The organism is Gordonia alkanivorans (assembly GCF_004011905.1).
In the GTDB taxonomy this organism is placed as follows: Bacteria; Actinomycetota; Actinomycetes; order Mycobacteriales; family Mycobacteriaceae; genus Gordonia; species Gordonia alkanivorans.
Genome location: NZ_CP027114.1, coordinates 4579379 through 4603234, shown reverse-complemented (window position 1 = coordinate 4603234; position 23856 = coordinate 4579379). Strand labels below are relative to the sequence as shown.

Here is a 23856-nt window from a genome sequence, read left to right as displayed (position 1 = left end):
CGCGCGCACTCCACACCGTTCGCTGAGGAGCCCGGCTTGCGGAGGCGTCCTGTGGGGCGCCCGAGAAGAAGTCAGCCCGTGTAGCCGGCGAGCTTGACGCCCTTGGCGGCGAGCCACGGCACCGGATCGATCTTGGTGTTGCCGTCTTTCCACACCTCGAAGTGGAGGTGCGGGCCGAACGAGAAGCCCTCGTTGCCGACGAGTGCGATGACGTCGCCGGCGGTGACCTTCTGGCCCGCGCTGACGAGGACGCCCGACGAGGACATGTGGCCGTACATGGTCACCGTGCCGTCGTCGGCGCGGATCTGGACCCAGTGGCCGTAGCCGGAGGCCGGCTCGGCCTTGATGACGACGCCGTCGGTCGCGGCGTGGATGGGCGTACCGAGCGGCGCGGCCATGTCGATGCCGCCGTGCATGGTGCCCCAGCGCATCGCGAAGGCGGAGGTGAAGTCGTACTTGCCGAGTGGGATCGGCGAGGTGAAGAGCGGGCGACGGGCCAGGGCCTCGCGCTGCGCCTCGTCCGCGGCCATTTTGGCGCCGACGCCGAGCTGATCGGTGAAGACGTTCATCTGGTCGGTGACCGGCGATGCGGTGGCCACTCCCGGACCGAGGTCGACGGGGGCCGTGGCGTCGTTGACGGCTGCGGCGTTCATGGTGGCGGTGTTGGTCGACGCGTCGTCGGCGGCACCCACCTGGGAGACCGCGGCGACGGCTGCACCGGCTGCCATGGCGATCAGGGCGGCGCGGCCACCCTTGAGGGCGTTCGGCGGTGCGGCGATGCGGTGCTTGCCACCGCGACGGACGCGCTGGCCGGCCGGATTCGTGCGGAACGGGCGGAGTTCGGAGTCGGAGTCGTTCTCGGCTGGTTCGTGATCCGGGTCGACGAGCATGTCGAGCTCGGCGCCTTCGACGTCGAACGGCTCGTCGTGCTCGTATTGATCGAATTCGTGCTCGGGGATCAGGATGTCCTGAGTGATCTCCGAGTGGGTGGGGCGGTAGTAGCCCTTCCAGGACGAGGGAGTCCAGGTGGTCTCTTCGGACGGTGTCCGGGTGGTGGTAGCAGTCGAGCGGGAGGCTTCGTGGCCGAAGTCGTAATCGCTGAGGTCGTACTCCGTGTCGTCGTCGACGAAGGGGATGATGGTGGTCATCTCTTCTGCCGTGAGGTCGTCGACCAACCCGCCCGATCGGACGCGGCTCGATCCGCGTGAGACTCCGGGTCCCGCCAAATCGTCCACCTCATCTCTTCGCTACCGCGGATTCGAAGTAATCGTCCGTAATCCTTCTGTGACCAACTCTGAGAGCCGACGGTAACGAAATGATTGCGGCAAGTCCAACCGTAGAAAGCCGCTAATCGGAAATTTGTGAGCTGAGTCACAAGGATTTGCCAACTTCGTCACGCCGTCGAATCTGGGGTTCGCCATCCTGAATGCATGGTTTGCCCGGGTTCGTGGCCGCGATCGATTCAACACCCTGTCCCGTGTGCGCGCCCGGCCGGGTCTCGGGTCCGGCGAATCTGCCAGGTGAGAGGTATGAAGATGTACTCGCGAGTAGGTTCGTACCGAGCGAGTGATCTGTCGCACAAGGGCAGGGTGCGCGCGAAGGGGCGATACAGCACGGGTTTAGAGTCCGATATGGCCCGCGTTACACCCTTGGGCGGGCAAATCTACGAGATGGTGAGCTGAATGGATCTCTTCGAATACCAGGCGAAGGAACTGTTCGCCAAGCACGGGGTTCCCACCACACCCGGTCGGGTGACCGATGATGCCGCCGATGCGCGGGCGATTGCCGAGGAAATCGGCAAGCCCGTGATGATCAAGGCGCAGGTCAAGACCGGCGGGCGTGGCAAGGCAGGCGGCGTGAAGTACGCCGCGACCCCGGACGACGCGCAGTCCCACGCCTCCAACATCCTTGGCCTCGACATCAAGGGCCACGTCGTGAAGAAATTGCTGGTCGCCGAGGCCAGCGACATCGCGGAGGAGTACTACATCTCCTTCCTCCTCGATCGCGCCAACCGCACCTACCTGGCCATGTGCTCGGTCGAGGGCGGCATGGAGATCGAAGAGGTCGCCGCGACCAAGCCCGAGCGCCTCGCCAAGGTCTCCGTCGACGCCGTCAAGGGCGTCGACCTCGAGACCGCCCGCTCGATCGCCGAGCAGGGCCACCTGCCTGCCGAGGTCCTCGACGCAGCCGCGGTCACCATCGCGAAGCTGTGGGAGGTCTTCGTGAAGGAAGACGCGCTCCTCGTCGAGGTGAACCCCCTCGTCCGCACCCCGGACGATCAGATCCTGGCCCTCGACGGCAAGGTCACCCTCGACGCCAATGCCGACTTCCGTCAGCCCGGCCACGAGGAGTTCGAGGATCGTGACGCCACCGATCCCCTGGAGCTCAAGGCCAAGGAGAACGACCTCAACTACGTCAAGCTCGACGGTGAGGTCGGCATCATCGGCAACGGCGCGGGTCTGGTCATGTCGACTCTCGACGTCGTCGCCTACGCCGGTGAGAAGCACAACGGCGTGAAGCCGGCCAACTTCCTCGACATCGGTGGCGGTGCCTCGGCCGAGGTCATGGCCGCCGGCCTGGACGTCATCCTCAACGACGAGCAGGTCAAGAGCGTCTTCGTCAACGTCTTCGGTGGCATCACCGCCTGTGACGCGGTCGCCAACGGCATCGTCGGTGCGCTCGAGAAGCTGGGGTCGGAGGCCAACAAGCCGCTCGTCGTCCGCCTCGACGGCAACAAGGTCGACGAAGGTCGCAAGATCCTGGCCGATGCGAACCACCCGCTGGTCACGCTCGCCGAAACCATGGACTCGGGCGCCGACAAGGCCGCCGAGCTGGCGAGCAAGTAAGGGAGCCACGGAAAATGTCGATCTTTCTGAACAAAGACAACAAGGTCATCGTCCAGGGCATCACCGGTGGTGAGGGCACCAAGCACACCGCCCTGATGCTCAAGGCCGGCACCAACGTCGTCGGTGGCGTCAACGCCCGCAAGGCCGGCACCACGGTGTCGCACGTCGACGCCGACGGCAACAACATCGAACTGCCGGTGTTCGCCTCCGTCGAAGAGGCCATCAAGGAGACCGGGGCCGACACCTCGATCGCCTTCGTGCCGCCGAAGTTCTCCAAGGACGCCATCATCGAGGCGATCGACGCGGAGATCCCGCTGCTGGTCGTCATCACCGAGGGCATCCCGGTGCAGGACAGCGCCTACGCGTGGGCCTACAACGTGGAGAAGGGCGCCAAGACCCGCATCATCGGTCCGAACTGCCCCGGCATCATCACCCCGGGTGAGGCTCTGGTCGGCATCACGCCGAACAACATCACCGGCAAGGGCCCGATCGGTCTGGTCTCCAAGTCGGGCACCCTGACCTACCAGATGATGTACGAGCTGCGCGACCTCGGCTTCTCGACCGCCATCGGCATCGGCGGCGACCCGGTCATCGGCACCACCCACATCGACGCCATCGAGGCGTTCGAGAAGGACCCCGAGACCAAGCTGATCGTGATGATCGGTGAGATCGGTGGCGACGCCGAGGAGCGTGCCGCCGACTACATCAAGGCCAACGTCTCCAAGCCGGTCGTCGGCTACGTCGCGGGCTTCACCGCGCCGGAGGGCAAGACCATGGGTCACGCCGGTGCGATCGTGTCCGGTAGCTCCGGCACCGCGCAGGCCAAGAAGGAGGCCCTCGAGGCCGCAGGCGTCAAGGTCGGCAAGACGCCGTCCGAGACCGCCTCGCTGGCACGGGAGCTCTTCGAGGCCCTGTAAGTCGTCTCGACACCGAAAAACCCGAGCGGGATCATCCGCTCGGGTTTTTTCGTGCGTTCGTCGTTCTGAGCGCGACTACTCGCAGGCGACCCCGTCGCCGTCACGGTCGAGCTTGGCGCGGTAACCGGGCTGACCCGCGTACAGCGGGGCCGCTCCGGCCGCACGGGCCGCCGAGCAGTTGGCGTAGTACGCCGAGGACGGCGCGTCCACCGGCGGCGTCGTCTCGGCCGGCGGGGCGTAGAGCTGTGGGGGCGTGTAGGTCGTCTCGGGGACCGGGGTCGCCGTTGAGGTGCGCGTCTCGGTGCGCTCGGTGGTCGTCGGTGCCGCTGCCGTGGCGCCGCACGAGGACAGGACACGGATGATCGCGTCCTTCTCCGCCTGGGTCACCCAGAGCCGGTAGGCGGCCTTCACCTCGACCTGACGGGACACGTAGGTGCACCGGTAGCCGTTGTTCGGCGGCAGCCAGGTCGCGGCGTCGCCGGCACCCTTCTTCTGGTTCGTCGGACCGTCGACGGCCTGCAGGTTGCGCGGATCGTTGGCGAAGTCGACGCGCTGCTGCGGCGAGAGCTGTTGCGCGCCCTTCTGCCACGCGTCGGCGAGCGCGACGACGTGATCGATCTGGACCGCCGAGGACGTCCCCTGGCCGCGGACGAAGCGGATCGTGGTGCCGGTGTACGGGTCGGCGAGCGTCCCGGACACGACGGCGCATCCGTTCGAACCCGGTTTGAGGGCGACGTCGGTCAGGTCGCGGCGCAGGATGTCGTTACGAGTGTCGCACCCGTTGTGTCCGCCCTCGACGGTGACGTCATCGGACCAGGCCTGCCCGAACAGGTCGCGGTCGTATCCGGTCTTGGGTGCGCGTCCCTTCACCGCCAGGGTGTTCAGGGTCTGCAAGGCGTTGTCCGCAGCCGGTGCCGAGGCCACGGTGATCACGGGCGCCGGGGTGGGCAGCGGCGCCTCGGTGGTCACCGTGACGGCCGAGGTGGTCTCCGGTGTCGACGGCGTCGCAGCGGTCTGCTGGCCGATGCCGCAGCCGGCGGCGACGAGTGCGAACACAGCGACGGGGGCCGCGAGCAGCCATCGGGACACCGAGTGCGCGCGTGGGGGTACAGGGTCGGGCATCGTCGAGCAAACCTCTCATAGGACTGATCATCATCATGACGCGCGCTTGTCTCGACGGGCCTCGAGGTCCATATCGATGCTGAACCGGGGCCGTTACATGGCACTCGACGTGACACGATTGCGACGGTCGGGGCTCATCCCCTCGTGCGATAATTCGTCGGTGAACCCCGAGGCGCGGCGCAGCGCGCTATCCCAATTGGCGAGGGAGTCGCTGCATTTCGCGGGTGTCGTCATCGACGTCGCCGAGCGTCTACCGGTCGTGGGCGGAGTGGTCGGCTCGGCGCGTACCGGCGTGCAGGAGTTCGTCGTCGACACCCGCGCCTGGGTCGCCACGACGACCCGAACGATCCTCGGTGCGGTCATCCGCGAGGTCGTCGAGGTGCTCACCGAAGAGGTGGATCTCACCGACCTCGTGCTGAACCACGTCGATCTCGAGCGGCTCATCGCCGAGGTCCTCGCGGTCATCGACCTCAACGCCGTGATCGAGACCGTTGACCTCGATCGTGCTGTCGCGCAGGTGGATCTGATGAAGGCGATCGACCTGGTCGACCTCGACGAGGTGATCGGGAAGGTCGACCTCGACGCGGTGGCCGCCAAACTCGACATCGACGCGGTCCTCGACCGTGTCGACCTCGTCGAGCTGGCCGAGGAGATCATCGACGGCGTCGACCTCCCCGACATTATCCGCGAGGCCAGCACCTCGGTCACCGCCGACGTGATGACAGACGTGCGCAGCACCAGTGAACGTGCCGACGACGCGGTCGCCAACGCGGTCAACCGCTTCCTGCGTCGCCGTGGTGCCGAGGCGGTCGAGGCCACCAGGCAGGACGGGGCGACCGAATGACCGCTGAACCCAAACCTGCTCACCCGGCGGTCCATCGGGCGCATGCCGTGCAGGACCGGGACAAGAACGCCGGGATCGTGAGTCGCGGAATCGCGGCATTCCTCGACCTGCTCGTCGTCTGGACGATCCTGGGAGCCTGCTACGCGGGACTCGCGCTGATGAAATTCGTGGTCTCGGTCAGTGAGTACCGGTTTCCCGAGGTCAATCTGTTTTTCACCACAACGGGTTTCGTGGTCACCTCGGTGCTCTACCTGGCCACGTGCTGGGAGGTGTCGGGGCGCACGCTCGGCTCGGTGGTGATGGGACTCCGCGTGGTGAACAGCAAGGGCGAGCGCATCCGGCCGGCGGTCGCGGTTCTGCGGGCGCTGATCTGCACGCTCTTCGCGATCGGACTGGCGTGGGCGGTGGTCGATCGCCGACGACGCTCGGTCGCCGACGTCGTCCTGCGCACCCGCGTCATCTACTCTCGCTGACCGACTTCAACAGGGCCAGACGGAGTTCATCGGCTCTCTCCTCTGGAGGCTGATCTCCCGGGAGGCAGTGCACGAGCGGGATACGTTGTGAGGCATGGGTGAACGGGCACGGCTGTCGGCCGTGGAGCTGCGGGGGATGATCGTCGACGACGGGTCGTGGGAGTCGTGGGACACCGCGATCGTCCGACCCGCGGTCACCTCCGACGGCGACGACCGCACGTACGCAGACGATCTCGACCGTGCCCGGGAGCGCAGCGATTCCGACGAGTCGGTGATCACCGGCGCCGGTCTGATCGGTGGCCATCGGGCGGTGATCGTACTCAGCGAGTTCGGTTTTCTCGGCGGGTCGATCGGCCGCGACGCCGGCGCGCGGATCGTCGAGACGATCGGCCGGGCCACCCGGGAGCGGCTTCCGCTGATCGCTCTGCCCGCCTCGGGTGGCACCCGCATGCAGGAGGGGACCGCGGCGTTCCTCCAGATGGTCGCGATCACCGGAGCCGTCACCGCGCACAAGGCGGCCGGGCTGCCGTACCTCGTCTATCTGCGGCACCCCACGACCGGCGGGGTGTTCGCGTCCTGGGGGTCGCTCGGTCACGTCACGTGGGCGCAACCCGGCGCGCTCGTCGGGTTCCTCGGGCCCCGTGTCTATGAAGGACTCTACGGCGAACCGTTTCCCGACGGGGTACAGACGGCCGAGAATCTCTTCCGCACAACGGTCGTCGACGATGTGGTGGAACCGGACGCTCTGGCCGGGCGGCTCGCGGCGGTGTTGCGACTGCTCACCCTGCACGGTGGCGCGCCGCCGACGCAGGCTCCGCAGACCGCGCCCGACGATTCGGGCACGCCGGCGCACCACGCCTGGGCCAGCGTCCTCGCGACCCGTGAACCGGGTCGGGCGGGGTTGATCGAGTTCCTCTCGCAAGGGGATTCGGCAGCGCTGTCCGACGCCGGGCCACTTCGCTTCGCACTCAGCGACTTCGGCGGCCGCGTGGCGATGGTCGTCGGCTACGACAGGGTGTCCCAGGACAACGGCGAGCTGCCCGGTCCCCGGCATCTGCGTGAGGCGCGCCGGGCGATCATCGCGGCAGGCGATCTCGGGTTGCCCGTGGTCACCGTCATCGACACGCCGGGGGCGGAGCTGTCGGTGGTCGCCGAGGAGGGCGGACTCGCCGCCCAGATCGCCCGCTGCACGGTCGAATTGATCACGGTGCCGGTACCGACCGTCTCGGTGATGCTCGGCCAGGGTGCCGGCGGTGCGGCGTTGGCGCTGTTCCCGGCCGACCTGCGGGTAGCCCGCGCGGACGCGTGGTTGTCGCCGCTACCGCCGGAGGGGGCGAGTCTCATCGTCCACCGCGACCTCGAACATGCCGGCGAGATGGCCACGCGCCAGGGCATTCTCGCCGGCCGGCTCGCGGTTCAGGGCATGGTCGACGTGATCGTCGACGCGGACTCCGATGCGGACGCGCTGGACCGGATCCGCGAGGCGATCGGCCGGTATCTCGCAAGTTCGCCGGCGCCGGATCCGCGGGCGCGCACCCGGGTGCCCGCGGCGGACGTCCGATGACCACGCGCATCGTCGCGGTCGGTGCTGTGCTGACCGACGGCGAGGGACGCGTCTTGCTCATCCAACGGCGAAACCCGCCGCAGGCCGGGAAGTGGACCGTGCCGGGCGGAAAGGTCGAACCCGGCGAGTCCATCGAGGCGGCAGTCGCGCGGGAGATGCTGGAGGAAACCGGCTTTCACGTCGAAGTGGGGGAGTTGCTGTGGACCGTCGACATCCCCGGCCCTGACGACGTGGTGTTCGAGGTCCATGACTTCGCCGCGCGGATCGTGTCCGGCACCCTGTGCGCCGGTGACGACGCCGTGGACGCCGGTTGGTTCACGGCTGAAGACCTGACCGAACTCCCGGTGACCCGCGGGTTGCTTGCTCACCTCCGCAAGCACGGAGTGTTGGGCTAGGGAGCCTCGGTCGGGTGTGGACTGCTGCGACAGTGCCGATACGTCCAGCGGTATATTCTTCCGAATCAGGGCGCGGGGAGGGGATTGTCTTGTCGGTTGAAGTGAATCCGGACAGCCTGAGAGTGGCGTCGGGGACGCTGGCTCAGCTTTCTGGAGATGTCGATTCGGCTCCCTTCCTGGGCGCCGCCGAAGTCGCGGCACAACTGGTGGGGAGCAGTGTGGGGTCTGCGCTCGGTGAGTCGAATACGGCGAGTACACGCGCCAAGCAGGTGGTCAAGGCGAGGTATGACCAGTTCGCAAGTCTCCTGTCGCTGTCTGCGGACACATACAGCGACTCGGACGCGGAGGCCGCAGCTCGCATCGCGGGTGTGCCCGACATCAACTCCGCGACTAGCGGTGGGTGAGTGTGACCACTCCAAGTGACGTTCTGAGTTGGAACATTGACTCTCTGCGAGAGTTGTCCACCCGGTCCGCGGCGATCGCCGATGCAATGGTCGGGACGTCAAAGACCATGCGAGACACGGTCTATGATCTGGCCTGGACAGGCGGTGGGCGACGAGCTGCTGAAGACCGGGCCGAACGAGAACGAGAGCAGATCGGCGCGGTGGCGTCCGGCTACGACGCGCTCTCGGCGGCGGCGGCCGGCGCTCATGGGGCGAGGTCGCATCCTGTTTCCGAGATTCGTTCGATCATTCAGAACTACGTGATTCCCCCTGTCACACTGTCTGATTCATGGGTCGTCGACGGCGTCGAGGACTGGAGTTCCGAAGCAGGACTGCAGCTGGCCCGACTCGGCGGATTGGTGTCCTCTCTCGTCGGCGCCGACGCCACCTGGGGTGCCGAGGTCGCCGGGGCGACCCAAACTCTCGAGACCATGGCGTCAGAGGAAGCACTGACGTCTGCGCTCGCGGTGATCGCGGACTCCAAGCGACAGAGTCCGCGCGCAGATCCGGAGCGCATGCGTGCCTCTGCGGCTGCCTTCGAGGAGATATTCGGGCGCGAACCATCTGGCTCGGTCGACTGGAAGACTGCCGAGGCGCTGAATCCGGACAGTTACGACCCGAAATACCAAGGCGTCGGACCCGGAATCAAGGTCGCGCGCATCGAACCGGTGCCCGGGCAAGGTGTTGTACGCGCGGCACTGTACATACCGGCGGCCGAGGTGTTCAATGCTCCGCATTACGACCTGGGGGACGATCGGGCAGAGGTTGCGAACTTCGACCCGGAGCATGCCCGTGTCGTCATGTACGTGGACTACGAGAACGGCCTGATCGTCACGAGACAGAATCCCTCGGTCGACTCCACTGGTCAGGTACGGGTCGGTGAGCCTGAGGTCCGGGCACAGCAGCGACCCGATGGATCGGTCATGGTTCAGTACGACGCGGTGAATCCGTTCGCGCCGCCCGGCGCTTCGGTCACCGGCCACACCGTCAACGGCTCGCTTGTCCTGCAACCGACCAGCGGAAACCCCGGCACTGCTCGGATCATTGCCGGTGGTGAGATCACCGATTATCCGTCGGTCGAGATCTACCAGGACAATTCGGCCGGACAGAGCCGCCCCGTGCTGATCGACGCGGCCGACTCCGGCAGTGCAGTGGGGCCGTTGTTCAACCTGCCGGATTACCACGAGGTCGGCGGGGGCCGAGCGATGATGGATCCCTTCAAGGCCGACTTCGACGACCCGAACTGGGAACGGAACAGACCGACGAATCTCGGAGACCCGGACAATCCCCCCACCGTTGTCATGGTGCGATAGTGTCGCGGCCGATGAAGCACCGTGCGCTACTCGCGGATTCCCGATTCTGGCAGGCAGCCACCGTGGCCGTACCGGTATCGGTGGCATTCGCCATTTTCGTCTTCATGATTCTGGCCGGGATCACGGACCGACTGAATCCGGAGTGGTCGTCGTCGCTGGGAGTGGTGATAGGCATTGCAGGCGTGGTCCTGCTGGCGATCGCTGTCGGCCTGTGGTGGCGCCGAACACCGCGGTGTGCGGGAGCAGCTCTGGGTGTCTTGGCCGCGAGTGTGGTGGTCGCGTACGTCGCGTTGGTGACACTGTGATGACGACCCTGTCGACGAGGTATCGACGTGAGGACTGGTTCGGGCCGGAATCGTTTGGTGCAGTCGTGATCGGCATGCTCGTGATGTCGTTGCCGTTCACCGGATTGGCCTCCAGGGATGCGCTGTGGCTGGTCGTCGGGCCACCGTTGACCGGGCTGGTCCTGCTCGCACTGAGCACGGCACCCGTTCGGGGCGTGCGATCGGTAAGGCGGGCCGGAACGGGACTTGTGGCGGGTGGTGCCGGAGCGATCATCTCGATACCTGTTCTCCTGGCCGGGGCCGCGCTCGGATCGGCCATCGCCTGAACCGACGAAACCGCCCGGTCCGAGCCTGATCTGACCACGGCTGGTGGTGTCCACCGCCCGACGTGTGGAAGATGGGGGACATGACCGAACTCCTGCCGCTCGATCCCGACCAGCTGCTCTCGACGACGCGCTCGGTGCGCAAACGTCTGGACTACGACCGCCCGGTCCCGCTCGACGTGGTCAAGGAAGCGCTCGAGGTCGCACTGCAGGCGCCGACCGGCAGCAACAGCCAGACCTGGCACTGGATCGTGCTCACCGACCCCGAACTCAAACAGAAGGTCGCCGACTACTACGCGCAGTCCTTCTCGAAGTACTACGCCGCCCAGCAGCCGCGCGACGAGACCGGCAAGCGGGTCGCGTCGAGCGCCCAGTACCTCGCCGACACGATGGGGCAGGTCCCGGTGCTGGTCATCGGCGCGATATACACCGGCGGCGACCTGCCCGAGGGCAACCAGGCCGGCGTCTGGGGCTCGCTGCTGCCGGGCGCCTGGAGTCTGCAGCTCGCGCTGCGTGCCCGCGGCCTCGGATCCGCTTGGACCACGCTGCACCTGGCCCACGAGAAGGAGATCGCCGAGCTGCTCGGCATCCCCGCGGGCATCCACCAAGGTGTCCTGTTGCCGGTGGCCTACTACACCGGCACCGACTTCAAGCCGGCTCCGCGTAAGCCCCTCGACTCGGTGCTCCACATCGACGGCTGGTGAGTAGAGTGCGGATCACCATGTCCGCCACCAGTGACACCCCACCGGTCGAGACGGGGGACGTTCCCCGCCCGCCGACCCGTCGCACCCAGGCGAAGGCCGCCCGGCGCGCCGAGCTGCTGACCGCGGCCGCGCGGCAGATGGCCGAACGCGGCTTCGCCGGCGTGCGTCTCGAGGACATCGGCCGCGCGGTCGGGGTGAGCGGGCCGGCCATGTACCGGCACTTCTCGTCGAAGACCGAACTGCTCGACGAGATGCTCGTCGACATCAGCCAGCGGCTGTACGACGGCGGTGCCGAGGTGGTCGACCGCGGCGGTCCGCCGTCGGAGACCCTGCTGGCGCTCATCGGCTTTCACATCGACGTGCTCGTCACGAAACCCGATCTGATCGTCGTCCAGGACCGCGACCTGTCGTCGATGACGCCGGAGGCCAACCACCGGGTCCGGCTGTTGCAGCGGCGCTACGTCGAACGCTGGGTCGACGTCGTGATCGCCATCTACGAGCAGGAGGGCCGCACACTCGACCGGGCCGAGGCTCGCGTCCGCGTACACGCGACGTTCGGCCTGCTGAACTCCTCGCCCCGGCTGCCCGCCTACGACGAGGCGCAGCTGCGGCGTCTGCTCACCGCGATGGCCCTGGCCGCGCTCGGCTGCCGGGTCTGATCAGCGCAGTTCGCGGCGCAACAGCTTGCCGGTCGCGCTGCGCGGGAGTGCGCCGACGATCTCGACCTCGCGCGGGTACTTGTACGCCGCCATCCGTTCGCGGCAGTACTCGATGAGTTCGGTCGGCGTGACCTCCGCACCCGGTTGCAGGGCGACGTAGGCGCGAGTCGACTCACCGCGGTAGTCGTCGGGGATGCCGACCACGGCCGTCTCGAGCACCGCCGGGTGCGACTGCAACACCTGCTCGATCTCGAACGGCCAGATCTTGTACCCGGACGCGTTGATCAGGTCGTTGCTGCGGTCGATGACGTAGAACCAACCGTCGGCATCCATGAAACCGACGTCGCCGGTGCGCATCTCACCGTGGCGCAGCGCCGAGCCGTCGTCGTCCTGACCCCAGTAGCCGGCGGCGATCTGCGGTCCGGCCGTGACGATCTCGCCGAACGTCCCCGGCGGTACCGGTTCGCCGCGCTCGTCGACGACGCGCGCCATCGTGTCGAAGATCGGCAAACCCACTGAAAGAGCACCGGTTTCGGCATCGACCGGTGCGAGGACACCGGGCGGCACCATGTGGGTCGGCGAGGTGGACTCGGTCTGCCCGTACACGTTGTGGATCATCCCGCCGAGGCGTTCTTCGATCCGTTCGGCGACGTCGGGGAGAACCGGTGCGCCGCCCGAGTAGCGGAGTCGGAGTGAGTCGAACGCCTCGGGCGTCGCTTCGGGGTGGTCGGCGAGCGCGATGTAGGCGGTGATCGAGGCGACGGAGAAGGCCGGACGCCAGGCGCGCACCGCGTCGAGGACCAGGCCGGCGTCGAATCGGTGGGTGAGGATGAGCGGCGAGCGCAGGGACAGCGCCAGCATCACCGAGCCCACCAGGCCGGTGACGTGGAAGATCGGCGACATGCACAGGATCGGCTCGCCGGATTGCAGGCCCGTCCAGGTGCGATAGGCCTGCGCGCTGAACGTCAGATTGCGGTGCGTCAGCTTGGCGCCCTTGGGTGGACCGGTGGTTCCCGACGTCGGTGCCAGCACCGCGACATCATCCGGTGCGGGTGCGTGCCGGGTGACCGCACGCGAGCCGGTGCCGATCAGGTCGAGGAGTTCGACGGTGCCTGCCGTGGAAACCCGGGACACGTCGAACACGCGCTGCAGATCGTCGCTGCCGGCGAAGTCGAGCGGCGAGGCCGTGACGACGAGTCCGATCGACCCGAGCTCGTCGGCGACCTCCGCGTGGACCTCGTCGAGCACGAGGAGGGCGGCCGGAGTGAAATCGTCCAGGGCCCTGCGGAATTCGCCGCGCTTGTACATGGGGCTGATGAGGGCGGCGACACCGCCGACCTTCCAGGCCGCGAGGAGCCCGAGCACGATCGCGGGCTCGTTCTGGACGGCGATGCCCAGCAGGTCGCCGACCGCGAAGCCGTGTTCCTGCAATGCGTGGGCGAGGGCGTCGGATGCGGCGTCGAGGTCGGCCCAGCTCAGCGTCGCGCCGAAGTAGTGGACGGCCGGAGCGTCGGGGGCTGCGGCGAGCGCGGCGTCGAACATCTCGAGCGGGGACCCGAACTCGACGTCGAGGTGCTCGGAGAGTCCGGACGGGTAGTGGGCCAGCCAGGGACGGCTCTCGTAGGCGTTCATGCGTACGAGCGTTCGGGGTGACGCGAGCGAGGCGGCAGGTTGTGGACCACGAGGATGAGTCTACGAAAAATGCGCGGCTCCCCATAAGCTGTTCAGCGTGGTCGAACAACCGGTGACCGACAGCGGCGCCGCCGTGCGTGAGTTGCGTAAGCAGGCGGGCGTGACGCTGCGTGGGCTGGCGGCCGGTATCGGGGTGAGCGTCGGGACCATGAGCGCCATCGAGAACGGGAAGGTCGGGCTCACCGTCGACCGGTTGCGCCAGATCGCGCAGTGCCTGGACGTGCCCGTCGCTCGTTTCCTCGAGTCGCCGCAACCGGAGAAGGCGGAGGCCGCCGGGGACCCGACGGACTGGCGTGTGTTCGCCCCGCTGACCCTCGACCCGGTGCTGGAGTCGGCGATCGACGTCTTCGAGGAACTCGGCTATCACGGTGCGACGATGCGCCTCATCGCCGCCGGCGCCGACATCAGTGTCGCAGGCATCTATCACCACTACCCGAGCAAGCAGCACCTGCTCGTCGCGCTGGTCAACATCGCCCACGCTGACCTGGCGCGACGTCTCGACGCAGCCGGCGACGGCGTCGACGCGGTGACCGCCTTCGCCAACATGGTGGAGGCGCTCACGCTCTTCCATGTCGAGCGTCGCGCGCTGGCTCTGGTCCTGGCGACCGAGCTGCGGCGACTCGAGGAACCCAACCGCACTCACCTGCAAGCGTCGATGGCGCAGATCGAGGGTCGCCTGCTCGATACGGCCCGGCGCGCCGCCGACCTCGGCGCCTTCCGGTCCGGCGACCTGTCCGTGGCGACCAAGGCGATCGTCACGATGTGCCTGGCCGTCCCGACCTGGACCGATGACTCCGACGCCGCTCAGGGGCGTCGCATCGCTCGCGAGTACGCGAATCTCGCTCTCGGCATGGTGGGTTTCCGGGCCGACCGCTAGGCCCCCCCGACCTTCGGCGCGTCCGGGCGGCCTACCCCTGGACAGGGGAAGTTCAGCTTTGCTGAACCTGCCGTGTGTACTGGGCTTTCCCTTCTCTTGCTGACAAAGGCTGAGACATCACCGATTTCGCCTCTTGACGGCGCTGCGAACGAGTGCGATGCTCGTCACAATGAACTTACCGAGCGAGCGCTCACCAAGTTCAGTCGAGAAATTCAGTTCGCACCGTTCAGTGTGCGACCCGGAACCGTCGGTTCCGCTCTGGATCGAATCAAAGGAGATGAGATGACCGAGATCGAGACCACTGCGCCGTCCATGGGTGACCTGTTGGGTGCCGACACCCCGTCGAACTGGGGCAAGTGGGGACCCGACGACGAGGTGGGCGCCCTGAACTACCTGGACGCGAGCGAGGTCCTGCGCGGTGTCGGTCACATCAAGTCGGGCGAGACCTTCACCCTGCAGATCGAGATGGGTCGCAAGGAGAGCCCCGGCGACCCGCTGTGGCCGGGTCGCGAGGGCATCAACCGGAAGAACATCCTCGACGAGTCGTCGTGGGACGGCGAAGGTGCACCGCAGTTCCCCGGTGGTCTGCACTACGCCGACGACACCGCGAACATCTTCCTGCAGGGCTCCACGCAGTACGACGCACTCGGCCACGTCTGGTACGACGGCAAACTCTACAACGGCTACGACGCCCGCAGCACCGTCGACGCGCTCGACAAGGCGTCGGTCCTGCCGATCGCCGAGAAGGGCGTCGTCGGCCGCGGCGTGCTGATCGACATGGCCCGCCACCGCGGCAAGAAGTACCTGGAGAAGGGTGAGACCTTCGACCACAACGACCTCGAAGCCGCCGCTGCCGCACAGGGTGTCACCATCGAGCCCCACGACATCCTCATCATCCGCACCGGCTGGCTGACCTACTGGTACGAGCTGAACAACCCGGAGCAGTTCTACGACGGCTTCTGCGAGCCCGGCCTGACCTACTCACGTGAACTCGTGCAATGGTTCCAGGACAAAGAGATCCCGAACCTCGTCACCGACACCATCGCGAACGAGGTCACCACCGACCCGGAATCCGGTGTCGCGCTACCGCTTCACAACGCGCTCATGCGCAACCTGGGTGTCGTGTTCACCGAGATCGTCTGGCTCGAGGAGCTGGCCGAGGCGTGTGCCGCCGACAACCGCTGGAGCTTCCTGTACGTCGCGGCCCCACTCAAGGTCGTCAGCGGCACCGGTGCGCCGGTGAACCCCGTCGTCATCCGCTGACTCATCCCTGAGTCATTCGCCGAAAGAGGTACGTCAGACATGAGCGTCTACGACGACAAGGTGTGGCGCAGCCACTACCGCGAGCAGGATCTCGCGCCGCGGAACATCGAATTCGACACCGCGCTGGACATGTTCGCGGCCACCGCCGCGCGCAGCCCGGACGCCGACCTGATCCGTTACTTCGACGGATCGGTCACGGCCGGTGAGCTCGACGAACTGACCGACGCGTTCGCGGTCGGCATCCTGGACCTGGGCTTCACCCCGGGCGACCGCGCGGTGGTCTACGCCCAGAACATCCCCCAGTTCGTCATCGCACAGTTGGGTATCTGGAAGGCCGGCGGTATCGCCGTCTCGGCCAACCCGATGTACCGCAGCCGTGAACTCGCCGAGATCCTCGTCGACTCCGGCGCCACGGTACTGGTCGCGATGCAGTCGCTGTACCGCGACGTCGTGCAGGAGACGCTGCGCGACAACACGACCGCGGTGCGGACGGTGATCACCACCTCGGAGCTGGAGTTCCAGACCGCGAACAGCGGAACCCTGGCCGGCGTCGAGAAGATCGACTGCCCCGACACCGTCGACCTGGCGACGATGCTCGCGAAGTACCGCGGTCAGCGCCCGCCCAAGGTCGATCTCACCGGGGACAGCGTCGCCTTCCTGACCTACACGTCGGGAACCACCGGACCGCCCAAGGGTGCGATGACCACCCACCGCAACGTCGTGTTCAATGCGCAGACCTACCGCGACTGGGTCGGTGTCGACAGTGACGACGTGATCCTCGGCGTGGCACCGCTGTTCCACATCACCGGTCTCATCGCGCACATCGCACTCGCCGAACTCACGGGTGCGCCACTGGTCCTGATGTACCGGATGGACCCGGCGGACACCGTCGCGACGATCGCTCGGGAGAAGGCGACGTTCACGGTCGGATCGATCACGGTGTTCATCGCCCTGATGAACGTGCCGGACATCGACCCGGCGTCGCTGGCGAGCCTGTCGAAGATCTACTCCGGTGGGGCGCCGATCCCGCCGAGCACGATCGCCGAGTTCCAGGAGCGGTTCGGTCACTACATCCACAACGTCTACGGTCTGACCGAGACCACCTCGCCGTCGCATGCGGTGCCGTTCGGCGTGACGGCCCCGGCCGACGAGGAGACCGGGGCCACCTCGGTGGGAATCCCGGTGTACGACACGGTCGTCCGGATCGTCGACGAGCAAGGCAACGACCTGCCGGCGGGCGAGGTCGGCGAGCTGGTCACGGCCGGCCCGCAGGTGGTCGCCGGCTACTGGAACAAGCCGGAGGCGACCGCGAAGGGCATCCCGAACGGCGTGCTCCACACCGGCGACGTCGGCTACATGGACGCCGACGGATGGTTCTACATCGTCGACCGCAAGAAGGATCAGATCAACACCAGCGGTTTCAAGGTGTGGCCACGCGAGGTCGAAGACGTTCTGTACGAACATCCTTCGGTCCGGGAGGCGGCTGTCGTCGGCGTGCCCGACTCCTACCGCGGCGAGACCGTGAAGGCGTTCGTGAGTCTGCGACCGGGAACCGACGCGACGCCGGAGGAACTGATCGACCACTGCAAGACGCGGATGGCGGCTTACAAGTACCCGCGTGAGGTCGTGGTGATGAGCGACATCCCCAAGACCGCCACCGGCAAGCTGTTGCGTCGTGAACTGCGGACGGTGGCACAGTGATGCAGCCGGATCTGACCGTTCGCACCCCGGCCGAGACACTCGATCTCCGGCCGTCGGCGAAGGCACTCGAGCTGCGCGAGAAGCTCACCGCGTTCATGCACGACGACGTCGTCCCGGCGGAGCAGCGCTACGAAGAGGAGCGCGGCTTCGCCGGTCCCGACGATCACGATGTGCCGGCGGTCGTGGAGGAGCTGAAGAAGCGGGCCCGCGCCCGCGGCCTGTGGAATCTCTTCCTGCCGTCCGAATCCGGGATCAGCCAGCTGGACTACGCCGGTCTGGCCGAGATCACCGGGTGGAGCCTGCATCTGGCGCCCGAAGCCGTCAACGGTGCGGCGCCCGACACCGGGAACATGGAGCTGCTGCACCTGTTCGGCACCGACGAGCAGAAGCAGACCTGGCTGGAGCCGTTGCTCGACGGCCGAATCCGGTCGGCGTTCTCGATGACCGAGAAGGACGTCGCGAGTTCGGATGCGACGAACATCGAGACCAGCATCGAACGCGACCGCGATTCCTATGTGATCAACGGCCGGAAGTGGTGGACGAGCGGCGCAGCCGACCCGCGTTGCAAGTTGCTCATCGTGATGGGCAAGACCGATCCCGGGGCGGCGACCCATCGGCAGCAGTCGATGGTGCTGGTCCCGATCGACACCCCGGGTGTCACCGTGGTCCGCGACGTACCGGTGTTCGGTCGTCACGACCAGCACGGCCACGTCGAGATCGTCTACGACAACGTCCGGGTGCCCGTCGAGAACCTGCTCGGTGAGGAAGGCGGCGGATTCGCGATGGCGCAGGCGCGCCTCGGCCCCGGCCGCATCCACCACTGCATGCGTGCGCTCGGCGCTGCCGAACGGGCTCTGCACCTCCTGGTCCAGCGGTCGAAGGGGCGCGTCGCCTTCGGCAAGCCGCTGGCCGAGCAGGGCGTCGTCCAGCAGCAGATCGCCGAGTCGCGCATCGCGATCGACCAGGCCCGCCTGCTGTGTCAGCTGGCCTCGAAGACGATCGACGAGCTCGGCAACAAGGCCGCCGCGCCGTATGTCTCGGCCGCCAAGGTGTCGGTACCGCGCGTGGCGCTCGAGGTCATCGACCGGGCGATCCAGGTCCACGGCGGCGCCGGCGTCAGTGACGACGTGCCGCTGGCCGCGATGTACGGATGGCACCGCGCGATGCGCATCTTCGACGGTCCGGACGAGGTGCATCTCCGCACGATCGCCAAGTCGGAGCTGCGGCGGTGACCACGGGATGAAAGGTTGAGGCAGTTTGCGCCGCTCACCGGCGCAAACTGCCTCGACATCGTCACGACCGGCCTACCCTGACCCGCAGGTCGCGACGACGAGGAGTGTGCCGTGAATCCAGGCGATGCCGACGAGCAGCAGGGCGGCCACTGGTCGCCGACCCCACCAGGGCAACCGCAGACCGGTGGATTCCCTGGCAATCAGGGTCAGACTGCGCAGTTCCAGGGCGGCCCGCCCACCGGCGGGGTTCCCGATCGGTCGGTGATCTTTGCCCTCGGTGCGGCGGTCGCCGGGATCGTCACCTACTGCATGGGCTTCGTCAGCTGGATCACCGCGTTGCCCGGGGCGCAGCAGGGGATCGATTCGTGGGAACGCGATTTCATAGAAGGGCGGGACAGTATCCCCGGGTTCTTCTCCGACGACATCGTGCTGAACCCCGGCAAGTTCTTCGTCGTGCTCGGTGTTGTCGGGGTCGCGACGACGTTCATGCTGGTTCCCCGGTATCGAAAGGCCCTGCCCTTCCTCGCCGTGATCGCGCTCGCCGGGTGGCTGGCACTGTTCGCCTCGGCGTTGATCATGCCGCCGTCCGTCGAACTCGGGGCCGGCGCCATTCTCGGGCTGATCTTCGGATTCGTGCAGGTGGCGCTCCTGATGACCGCATCGTTCTTGTACGGTCTCAAGAAGGATGACGCCGCAATCTCCTGACGTACATGTGCAGCCGGCCGGACTTCTCGGAGACCCGCTGGCGGATGCTCTTCGTCGTGCGGGCTGTGTGTTCGCCGAGGACGAGGCCGCGCTACTCCGGCAACATGCCTCCGTTGCAGACGAACTCGACGAGCTGGTGGAGCGTCGGATCGCGGGTGAACCACTCGAACACCTGCTGGGCTGGGTGGAGTTCGGGGATCTGCGGCTCCGCGTCGGGCCGGGTGTGTTCGTACCGCGACAGCGGTCTCTGCTCCTGGCGCAGGAAGCAGTCCGGGCCGCGGGGGAGCGTACCGATCCCGTTGTCCTCGAGGCGTTCTGCGGGGTGGCTCCGATCGCGTCGGTCGTGGCCGCTTCCGTCAGCGGCGCGCGGGTGCATGCCGCCGACATCGCCGCCGATGCGCTCGTGCACGCCCGGCGAAACCTGCCCGACGACGCGCAGATCCATCACGGAACCGGCTTCGACGCGGTGCCCGAGTCACTCGCGGGCCACGTCGACGTGATCGCCGCCGTCCCGCCGTACGTCCCCGATCACGCCTTCGGACTGCTCGCTCCGGAAGCACGCGACCACGAACCCCGACGCGCCCTCACCGGGGGAGTGGACGGACTCGATCACGTCGACACACTCGTCGACGCCGCGCAGACGTGGCTCTCCGACACCGGCACCCTGCTCATCGAGATGAACGTCGCCCAGTTCGACGCCGTCGCGGCCGGTGACGGACGCCGCGCGTTCGACATCGACGCCGTGGCAGGCGACGACGGTCAGACCGTGGTCGCCCGCTTCCGCCGGTGGCTGCCGGGCCGGGGTGTCAGATTCCGAGAGCGCCCCGCAGCCGGCTGACCTCCGCCCGATACTTCTCGACATTGCGCATCTTCACGCTCTCGTAGCCGCGCACCATGTCGGGGAGGCCGGCGAGTTCCACCACGGCCGGCATCTCGGCGTCACCGACGCGTCCGCCCTGCACGGCGGCGAGCAGTTGGTCGACGATCTCCCGGTACTCGACGATCAGCGCCCGTTCGGTGCGACGGATCTCGTTGCGGCCGAACGGGTCGAGTGGTGTCCCGCGAAGTCTCTTCATCTTCGCGAGCGCGCCCATCGGACGGTTCGCCCAAGCCCCGAGGGACATCTTCTCCCGCATGCCCATCTGGCGCAGTGCCGGCGGATGCAGCCGGATCGCGACCTCGGCGTCCGCACCGAACTGATCGGCGACCTTCGCCGCGAACGCGGCGTCCTGCGTCAAGCGGGCCACCTCGTACTCGTCCTTGTAGGCCATCAGCTTGTACAGGTTGCGTGCGACCGCGTCGGTCAGCGCGTCGTTGTCCGCGTCACCGTGCACCCGCTCGACGACGTCGAGATACTCACGCGCATAGCGTTCGTCGGCGTAGGCGATCAGTTCGTCGTAGCGAAGGGCCACGGTGCGCGTCAGCTCGTCGCCGAAACCGCTCGTGCGGACCACGCGCATCGCGTGGTCGGACGGCTCCGGTTCCGTGGTCGCGGTGCCGTGCAGCGAGGCGATGGTCGCGGACACGGCATCGGCGTCGGCCACCGCCTGACGTCCTCGCCGGAAGGCCTGCACGTTGGCGTCGACCGCGACGCCGTTCAGTTCGATCGCCCGCTCGATCGACGAGGCCGAGATGGCCAGTGCGCCCGCCTGATACGCGGCGCCGACCATGAGCATGTTGGCGAACTGCTCGTCACCGAAGAGTGCCGTCGACAGCGCCCCCGAGTCGAGGTACAGGCCGCGGGTGACCTTCGCGTCGATCGCCGAGTGGATCGCGGTCTCCGCGGGGAAGCCGACCGAGGTGTCGATGACCATGAGACCGGTGGGCACCTGCGTCGTGGACACCACGGCGACGGTCTTCTCCGGCGCTGCGACTTTCAGGTTGACCGGATCGGTGCCGACCAGAGGGTCGCAGACGAGGTAGAGGTCGCAGTCGTCGGAGGCGACCTTGGCGGCCTGTTCGACGTCGTGCGGCGCGACCTTGATGTCGCTGACGACGGCACCGCCCTTCTGCGCCAGGCCCGTCATGTCGACGGTGCGCGCGGCGTGACCGTCGAGGACCGCGGCCGTCGCCAGCACCTGCGACACCGTCACCACACCGGTTCCGCCGATACCGGTGACCCGCAGCGAGAACGTGTCCCGCACGGCGGGCAGCGTCGGTTGCGGCAGCAGTGTCTCGGGGATGTCGGTGGCGCGGGCCCTCGTCCGCGTAGTCCCCGGGGTCACGGTGACGAACGACGGGCAGTCGCCCTTCAGGCACGAGTAGTCGAGGTTGCACGAACTCTGGTCGATCTGCGTCTTGCGCCCGAACTCGGTCTGCACCGGATGCACGGACAGGCAGTTCGACTTCTCGCCGCAGTCGCCGCAGCCCTCACAGATGCGTTCGTTGATCATCACCCGCGTGGTGGGGGTGGACATGGTGCCGCGCTTGCGCTTCCGGCGCTTCTCCGCGGCGCAGTGCTGATCGTGGACGAGGACGGTCACGCCGGACACGCCGGCGAGTTCGGTCTGCACGTCGAGCAGGTCGTCGCGATGGCGAACCTCCACACTCTTCGGGAGGCCCAGCGCGCGAGTGCGTTTCGGATCGTCGGAGGTCACGACGATCTTGCTGACGCCCTCGTCGATCAGAAGGGAGGTCAGCCGCGGCAGGCCCATCTCGCCGACCGGATCCTGGCCGCCGGTCATGGCGACGGTGCCGTTGTAGAGCAACTTGTAGGTGATGTTCTCGCCCGACGCGACCGCGGCCCGCAGCGCCAGCGATCCCGAGTGCATGAACGTGCCGTCGCCGACGTTCTGCACGAAGTGCCCGGCGGAGACGAACGGCGCCATGCCGATCCACTGCGCACCCTCGCCACCCATCTGCGTCACGCCGGCGACATCGCCGACCTGGCGCGGGTCCATCAGGAGAACCATCGCGTGACAACCGATTCCGGCGCCGACGAGGGTGTCCTCGGATACCTTGGTCGAGCTGTTGTGCGGGCATCCGGAGCAGAAGTACGGCGTGCGCACGGCGAGAGGGAGTTCGATGCGGGTACGACGCCGCGACTTCTTGTCGATCCACGCCTGCGCGGCGTCGACGTGATGAAGTGCGAGACGATCCGCGAGGCCGCGGGTGACGGCGTCGACGTCGAGCTCGCCGAAGCGGGAGAACAGTGTCGACCCGTCCTCGTGGACCTTGCCGACGATGCGCGGTGCACGCGGATGACGGAACAGGATGTCGCGCATCATCGTCTCGATGAAGTCGCGCTTCTCCTCGATGACGATGACCTCGTCGAGATCACCGCGCGCAGTGCCGAACATGAAGCGGTCGAGGATGTCCCGCTCGATCGGGTAGACCATCCCCAGCTTGAGGATGCGGATGCCCAGACGGTGCAGGTCGTCGTCGCTGATGTTCAGCAGGCGCAACGCCTCTCGGAGATCGAGGTAGGTCTTGCCCGCGGCGACGATGCCGATTCGATCGTCGGGGGTCGACACCACGATCTTGTTGATCCCGTTGAGCCGCGCATACTCCAGGGCGCGAGGGATGCGCGTGGTGAGCTGATTCTGTTCGAGCTCCATCAGATTGGCGCCCAGAAGCCGTCCGCTCGGTACGTGCGGGCTCCGTCCGAGATCGCCGTAGGTGGGGATGATCCGGTCGGGATCGACGTGGGCGGTCGACGCGCCGTCGGCGACGTGGGCCGAGATCTTCAGCGACGTCCACAGCCCGCTGACGCGGCTCATGACCGCCGCGTGCACGCCGAGGTCGAGGATGTCTTGCGAGTCGGCCGGGTAGAGGATCGGGATGTAGAGGTCGGCCAGGGCCATCTCCGACGCGCACGGCACCGTCGAGGACTTCGCACCGGGGTCGTCGCCGACGAGCGCGACGGCGCCTCCGGACGGATGCGTACCGACGAGGTTGGCGTGCCGGATCGCGTCGGTGGCGCGGTCGAGGCCGGGGGCCTTGCCGTACCAGTAGCCGACGACGCCGTCGCGGGGCGAGCCGTCGGCGGTGGGAGCGAGGTCGGCGACCTGGGCGGCGACCTGCGAGCCCATCACCGAGGTGGCGGCGATCTCCTCGTTCAGGCCGGGACGGTGGGTGATGTCGTAGGGCGCGAGGAGGGCGCGGCGTCGAGCGAGTTCGAGGTCGTAGCCGGCGAGGGGAGAGCCTTCGTAGCCGGAGATGAACGAGGCGGTGTTCAGGTTCTGGCGGCGGTCGACGCGAGCGCGGTCGCGAACCATGCGGACCAGGGCCGCGATGCCGGAGAGGTAGATCGTGCCCGACTCGCGGGCGTACCGGTCGTCGAGCGAGAAGCCGTCCGTACGGGGCTCTGACGTGCGTGTTTCGGTGGACGGCACCTGCTGGAAGCGTGCGCGGTCGTCTGCGAGGGTCATGGGGTTACCTGGCCTTCTATGTGCGGTGGCCTTCTCCGGTCGTGCCGGGGATCGACGCATCGGTTGTGGGGGCCCGGGGGTGGTGGGCCTGCCACCACAGTACGAGATGACGTGACGCGCGTCACGCGG

General features: G+C 67.4%; 21 protein-coding genes. 17 read left to right on the top strand and 4 right to left on the bottom strand.

Features of this window, described 5'->3' with window-relative positions; genetic code table 11:
- Positions 1 to 71 precede the first annotated feature (71 nt).
- On the bottom strand, positions 72 to 1235 hold the full coding sequence (locus C5O27_RS20905; protein WP_164905334.1) for a M23 family metallopeptidase: 1164 nt from the start codon (positions 1233 to 1235) through the stop codon (positions 72 to 74).
- A 447-nt stretch (positions 1236 to 1682) separates the two neighbouring features.
- On the opposite strand from C5O27_RS20905, the gene sucC reads away from it, so the two are divergent.
- Together sucC and sucD are read left to right on the top strand one after the other, a co-directional pair.
- Positions 1683 to 2846, top strand: a complete 1164-nt coding sequence (sucC, locus tag C5O27_RS20900) for an ADP-forming succinate--CoA ligase subunit beta (RefSeq protein WP_127963557.1) — start codon at positions 1683 to 1685, stop codon at positions 2844 to 2846.
- A 14-nt stretch (positions 2847 to 2860) separates the two neighbouring features.
- Positions 2861 to 3763 carry a succinate--CoA ligase subunit alpha gene (gene sucD / locus C5O27_RS20895; protein WP_127963556.1) on the top strand — a complete coding sequence of 301 codons (903 nt, stop codon included), beginning with the start codon at positions 2861 to 2863 and terminating at the stop codon, positions 3761 to 3763.
- Between the two features lie 75 nt (positions 3764 to 3838).
- Here sucD and C5O27_RS20890 read toward each other — a convergent pair whose 3' ends face one another.
- Complete coding sequence (locus C5O27_RS20890) at positions 3839 to 4885, bottom strand: GmrSD restriction endonuclease domain-containing protein (RefSeq protein WP_127963555.1); 1047 nt, start codon at positions 4883 to 4885, stop codon at positions 3839 to 3841.
- A gap of 160 nt (positions 4886 to 5045) precedes the next feature.
- Between C5O27_RS20890 and C5O27_RS20885 the strand changes: the two genes are divergently transcribed.
- The 9 genes from C5O27_RS20885 to C5O27_RS20840 all read left to right on the top strand — a co-directional run bounded on the left by C5O27_RS20885 (position 5046) and on the right by C5O27_RS20840 (position 11887).
- Entirely contained in the window at positions 5046 to 5729 is a 684-nt protein-coding gene (locus C5O27_RS20885) for a hypothetical protein (RefSeq protein WP_232283180.1), read from the top strand.
- A complete protein-coding gene (locus tag C5O27_RS20880) occupies positions 5726 to 6202 on the top strand; it encodes an RDD family protein (RefSeq protein WP_006359764.1) in 477 nt (158 codons plus the stop codon). Before C5O27_RS20885 ends, C5O27_RS20880 begins: the two co-directional genes overlap by 4 nt.
- Positions 6203 to 6296: 94 nt before the next feature.
- Entirely contained in the window at positions 6297 to 7766 is a 1470-nt protein-coding gene (locus C5O27_RS20875; protein WP_127963554.1) for a carboxyl transferase domain-containing protein, read from the top strand.
- The gene (locus C5O27_RS20870) at positions 7763 to 8161 is read left to right on the top strand and encodes an NUDIX hydrolase (protein ID WP_127963553.1); all 399 of its coding nucleotides are present in this window, start codon (positions 7763 to 7765) and stop codon (positions 8159 to 8161) included. Before C5O27_RS20875 ends, C5O27_RS20870 begins: the two co-directional genes overlap by 4 nt.
- A 958-nt stretch (positions 8162 to 9119) precedes the next feature.
- A complete protein-coding gene (locus C5O27_RS23060; protein ID WP_244216547.1) occupies positions 9120 to 9917 on the top strand; it encodes a hypothetical protein in 798 nt (265 codons plus the stop codon).
- 11 nt (positions 9918 to 9928) lie between these two features.
- Positions 9929 to 10222, top strand: coding sequence for a hypothetical protein (locus tag C5O27_RS20855; RefSeq protein WP_127963551.1), 294 nt, complete (start codon positions 9929 to 9931; stop codon positions 10220 to 10222).
- Positions 10222 to 10527 carry a hypothetical protein gene (locus C5O27_RS20850; RefSeq protein WP_006359770.1) on the top strand — a complete coding sequence of 102 codons (306 nt, stop codon included), beginning with the start codon at positions 10222 to 10224 and terminating at the stop codon, positions 10525 to 10527. The genes C5O27_RS20855 and C5O27_RS20850 overlap by 1 nt, the downstream gene beginning before the upstream one ends.
- 80 nt (positions 10528 to 10607) lie before the next feature.
- Positions 10608 to 11228, top strand: coding sequence for a nitroreductase family protein (locus C5O27_RS20845; protein WP_040004254.1), 621 nt, complete (start codon positions 10608 to 10610; stop codon positions 11226 to 11228).
- 17 nt (positions 11229 to 11245) lie between these two features.
- Positions 11246 to 11887 (top strand): TetR/AcrR family transcriptional regulator, encoded by a 642-nt coding sequence (locus C5O27_RS20840; protein WP_127963549.1) that lies wholly within the window; start codon positions 11246 to 11248, stop codon positions 11885 to 11887.
- Here C5O27_RS20840 and C5O27_RS20835 read toward each other — a convergent pair whose 3' ends face one another.
- Complete coding sequence (locus tag C5O27_RS20835; RefSeq protein ID WP_127963548.1) at positions 11888 to 13519, bottom strand: class I adenylate-forming enzyme family protein; 1632 nt, start codon at positions 13517 to 13519, stop codon at positions 11888 to 11890.
- Positions 13520 to 13616: 97 nt separating this feature from the next.
- On the opposite strand from C5O27_RS20835, the gene C5O27_RS20830 reads away from it, so the two are divergent.
- The 6 genes from C5O27_RS20830 to C5O27_RS20805 all read left to right on the top strand — a co-directional run bounded on the left by C5O27_RS20830 (position 13617) and on the right by C5O27_RS20805 (position 20195).
- Positions 13617 to 14456: a TetR family transcriptional regulator gene (locus C5O27_RS20830; protein WP_006359774.1), complete on the top strand. Its 840-nt coding sequence runs from the start codon at positions 13617 to 13619 to the stop codon at positions 14454 to 14456.
- A 282-nt stretch (positions 14457 to 14738) separates the two neighbouring features.
- A complete protein-coding gene (locus C5O27_RS20825) occupies positions 14739 to 15719 on the top strand; it encodes a cyclase family protein (RefSeq protein WP_035754788.1) in 981 nt (326 codons plus the stop codon).
- A 39-nt stretch (positions 15720 to 15758) separates the two neighbouring features.
- Entirely contained in the window at positions 15759 to 17420 is a 1662-nt protein-coding gene (locus C5O27_RS20820; protein ID WP_127963547.1) for a class I adenylate-forming enzyme family protein, read from the top strand.
- On the top strand, positions 17420 to 18652 hold the full coding sequence (locus C5O27_RS20815) for an acyl-CoA dehydrogenase family protein (RefSeq protein WP_244216546.1): 1233 nt from the start codon (positions 17420 to 17422) through the stop codon (positions 18650 to 18652). The genes C5O27_RS20820 and C5O27_RS20815 overlap by 1 nt, the downstream gene beginning before the upstream one ends.
- Positions 18653 to 18763: 111 nt before the next feature.
- On the top strand, positions 18764 to 19357 hold the full coding sequence (locus tag C5O27_RS20810) for a DUF5336 domain-containing protein (protein WP_127963545.1): 594 nt from the start codon (positions 18764 to 18766) through the stop codon (positions 19355 to 19357).
- The gene (locus tag C5O27_RS20805; RefSeq protein ID WP_127963544.1) at positions 19338 to 20195 is read left to right on the top strand and encodes a N5-glutamine methyltransferase family protein; all 858 of its coding nucleotides are present in this window, start codon (positions 19338 to 19340) and stop codon (positions 20193 to 20195) included. Before C5O27_RS20810 ends, C5O27_RS20805 begins: the two co-directional genes overlap by 20 nt.
- Here C5O27_RS20805 and C5O27_RS20800 read toward each other — a convergent pair.
- Positions 20164 to 23727 carry an indolepyruvate ferredoxin oxidoreductase family protein gene (locus C5O27_RS20800; RefSeq protein WP_127963543.1) on the bottom strand — a complete coding sequence of 1188 codons (3564 nt, stop codon included), beginning with the start codon at positions 23725 to 23727 and terminating at the stop codon, positions 20164 to 20166. The two genes, C5O27_RS20805 and C5O27_RS20800, sit on opposite strands and share 32 nt — an antisense overlap.
- Positions 23728 to 23856: the final 129 nt, after the last annotated feature.

Excerpts from the sequence above, each read along its gene's own strand:
- sucC (WP_127963557.1), top strand. The coding sequence starts at position 1,683 with ATGGATCTCTTCGAATACCAGGCGAAGGAACTGTTCGCCAAGCACGGG.
- sucD (WP_127963556.1), top strand. The coding sequence starts at position 2,861 with ATGTCGATCTTTCTGAACAAAGACAACAAGGTCATCGTCCAGGGCATC.
- C5O27_RS20890 (WP_127963555.1), bottom strand. The coding sequence starts at position 4,885 with ATGCCCGACCCTGTACCCCCACGCGCGCACTCGGTGTCCCGATGGCTG.
- C5O27_RS20880 (WP_006359764.1), top strand. The coding sequence starts at position 5,726 with ATGACCGCTGAACCCAAACCTGCTCACCCGGCGGTCCATCGGGCGCAT.
- C5O27_RS20875 (WP_127963554.1), top strand. The coding sequence starts at position 6,297 with ATGGGTGAACGGGCACGGCTGTCGGCCGTGGAGCTGCGGGGGATGATC.
- C5O27_RS20870 (WP_127963553.1), top strand. The coding sequence starts at position 7,763 with ATGACCACGCGCATCGTCGCGGTCGGTGCTGTGCTGACCGACGGCGAG.
- C5O27_RS23060 (WP_244216547.1), top strand. The coding sequence starts at position 9,120 with ATGCGTGCCTCTGCGGCTGCCTTCGAGGAGATATTCGGGCGCGAACCA.
- C5O27_RS20855 (WP_127963551.1), top strand. The coding sequence starts at position 9,929 with ATGAAGCACCGTGCGCTACTCGCGGATTCCCGATTCTGGCAGGCAGCC.
- C5O27_RS20850 (WP_006359770.1), top strand. The coding sequence starts at position 10,222 with ATGACGACCCTGTCGACGAGGTATCGACGTGAGGACTGGTTCGGGCCG.
- C5O27_RS20845 (WP_040004254.1), top strand. The coding sequence starts at position 10,608 with ATGACCGAACTCCTGCCGCTCGATCCCGACCAGCTGCTCTCGACGACG.
- C5O27_RS20840 (WP_127963549.1), top strand. The coding sequence starts at position 11,246 with ATGTCCGCCACCAGTGACACCCCACCGGTCGAGACGGGGGACGTTCCC.
- C5O27_RS20835 (WP_127963548.1), bottom strand. The coding sequence starts at position 13,519 with ATGAACGCCTACGAGAGCCGTCCCTGGCTGGCCCACTACCCGTCCGGA.
- C5O27_RS20825 (WP_035754788.1), top strand. The coding sequence starts at position 14,739 with ATGACCGAGATCGAGACCACTGCGCCGTCCATGGGTGACCTGTTGGGT.
- C5O27_RS20820 (WP_127963547.1), top strand. The coding sequence starts at position 15,759 with ATGAGCGTCTACGACGACAAGGTGTGGCGCAGCCACTACCGCGAGCAG.
- C5O27_RS20815 (WP_244216546.1), top strand. The coding sequence starts at position 17,420 with ATGCAGCCGGATCTGACCGTTCGCACCCCGGCCGAGACACTCGATCTC.
- C5O27_RS20805 (WP_127963544.1), top strand. The coding sequence starts at position 19,338 with ATGACGCCGCAATCTCCTGACGTACATGTGCAGCCGGCCGGACTTCTC.
- C5O27_RS20800 (WP_127963543.1), bottom strand. The coding sequence starts at position 23,727 with ATGACCCTCGCAGACGACCGCGCACGCTTCCAGCAGGTGCCGTCCACC.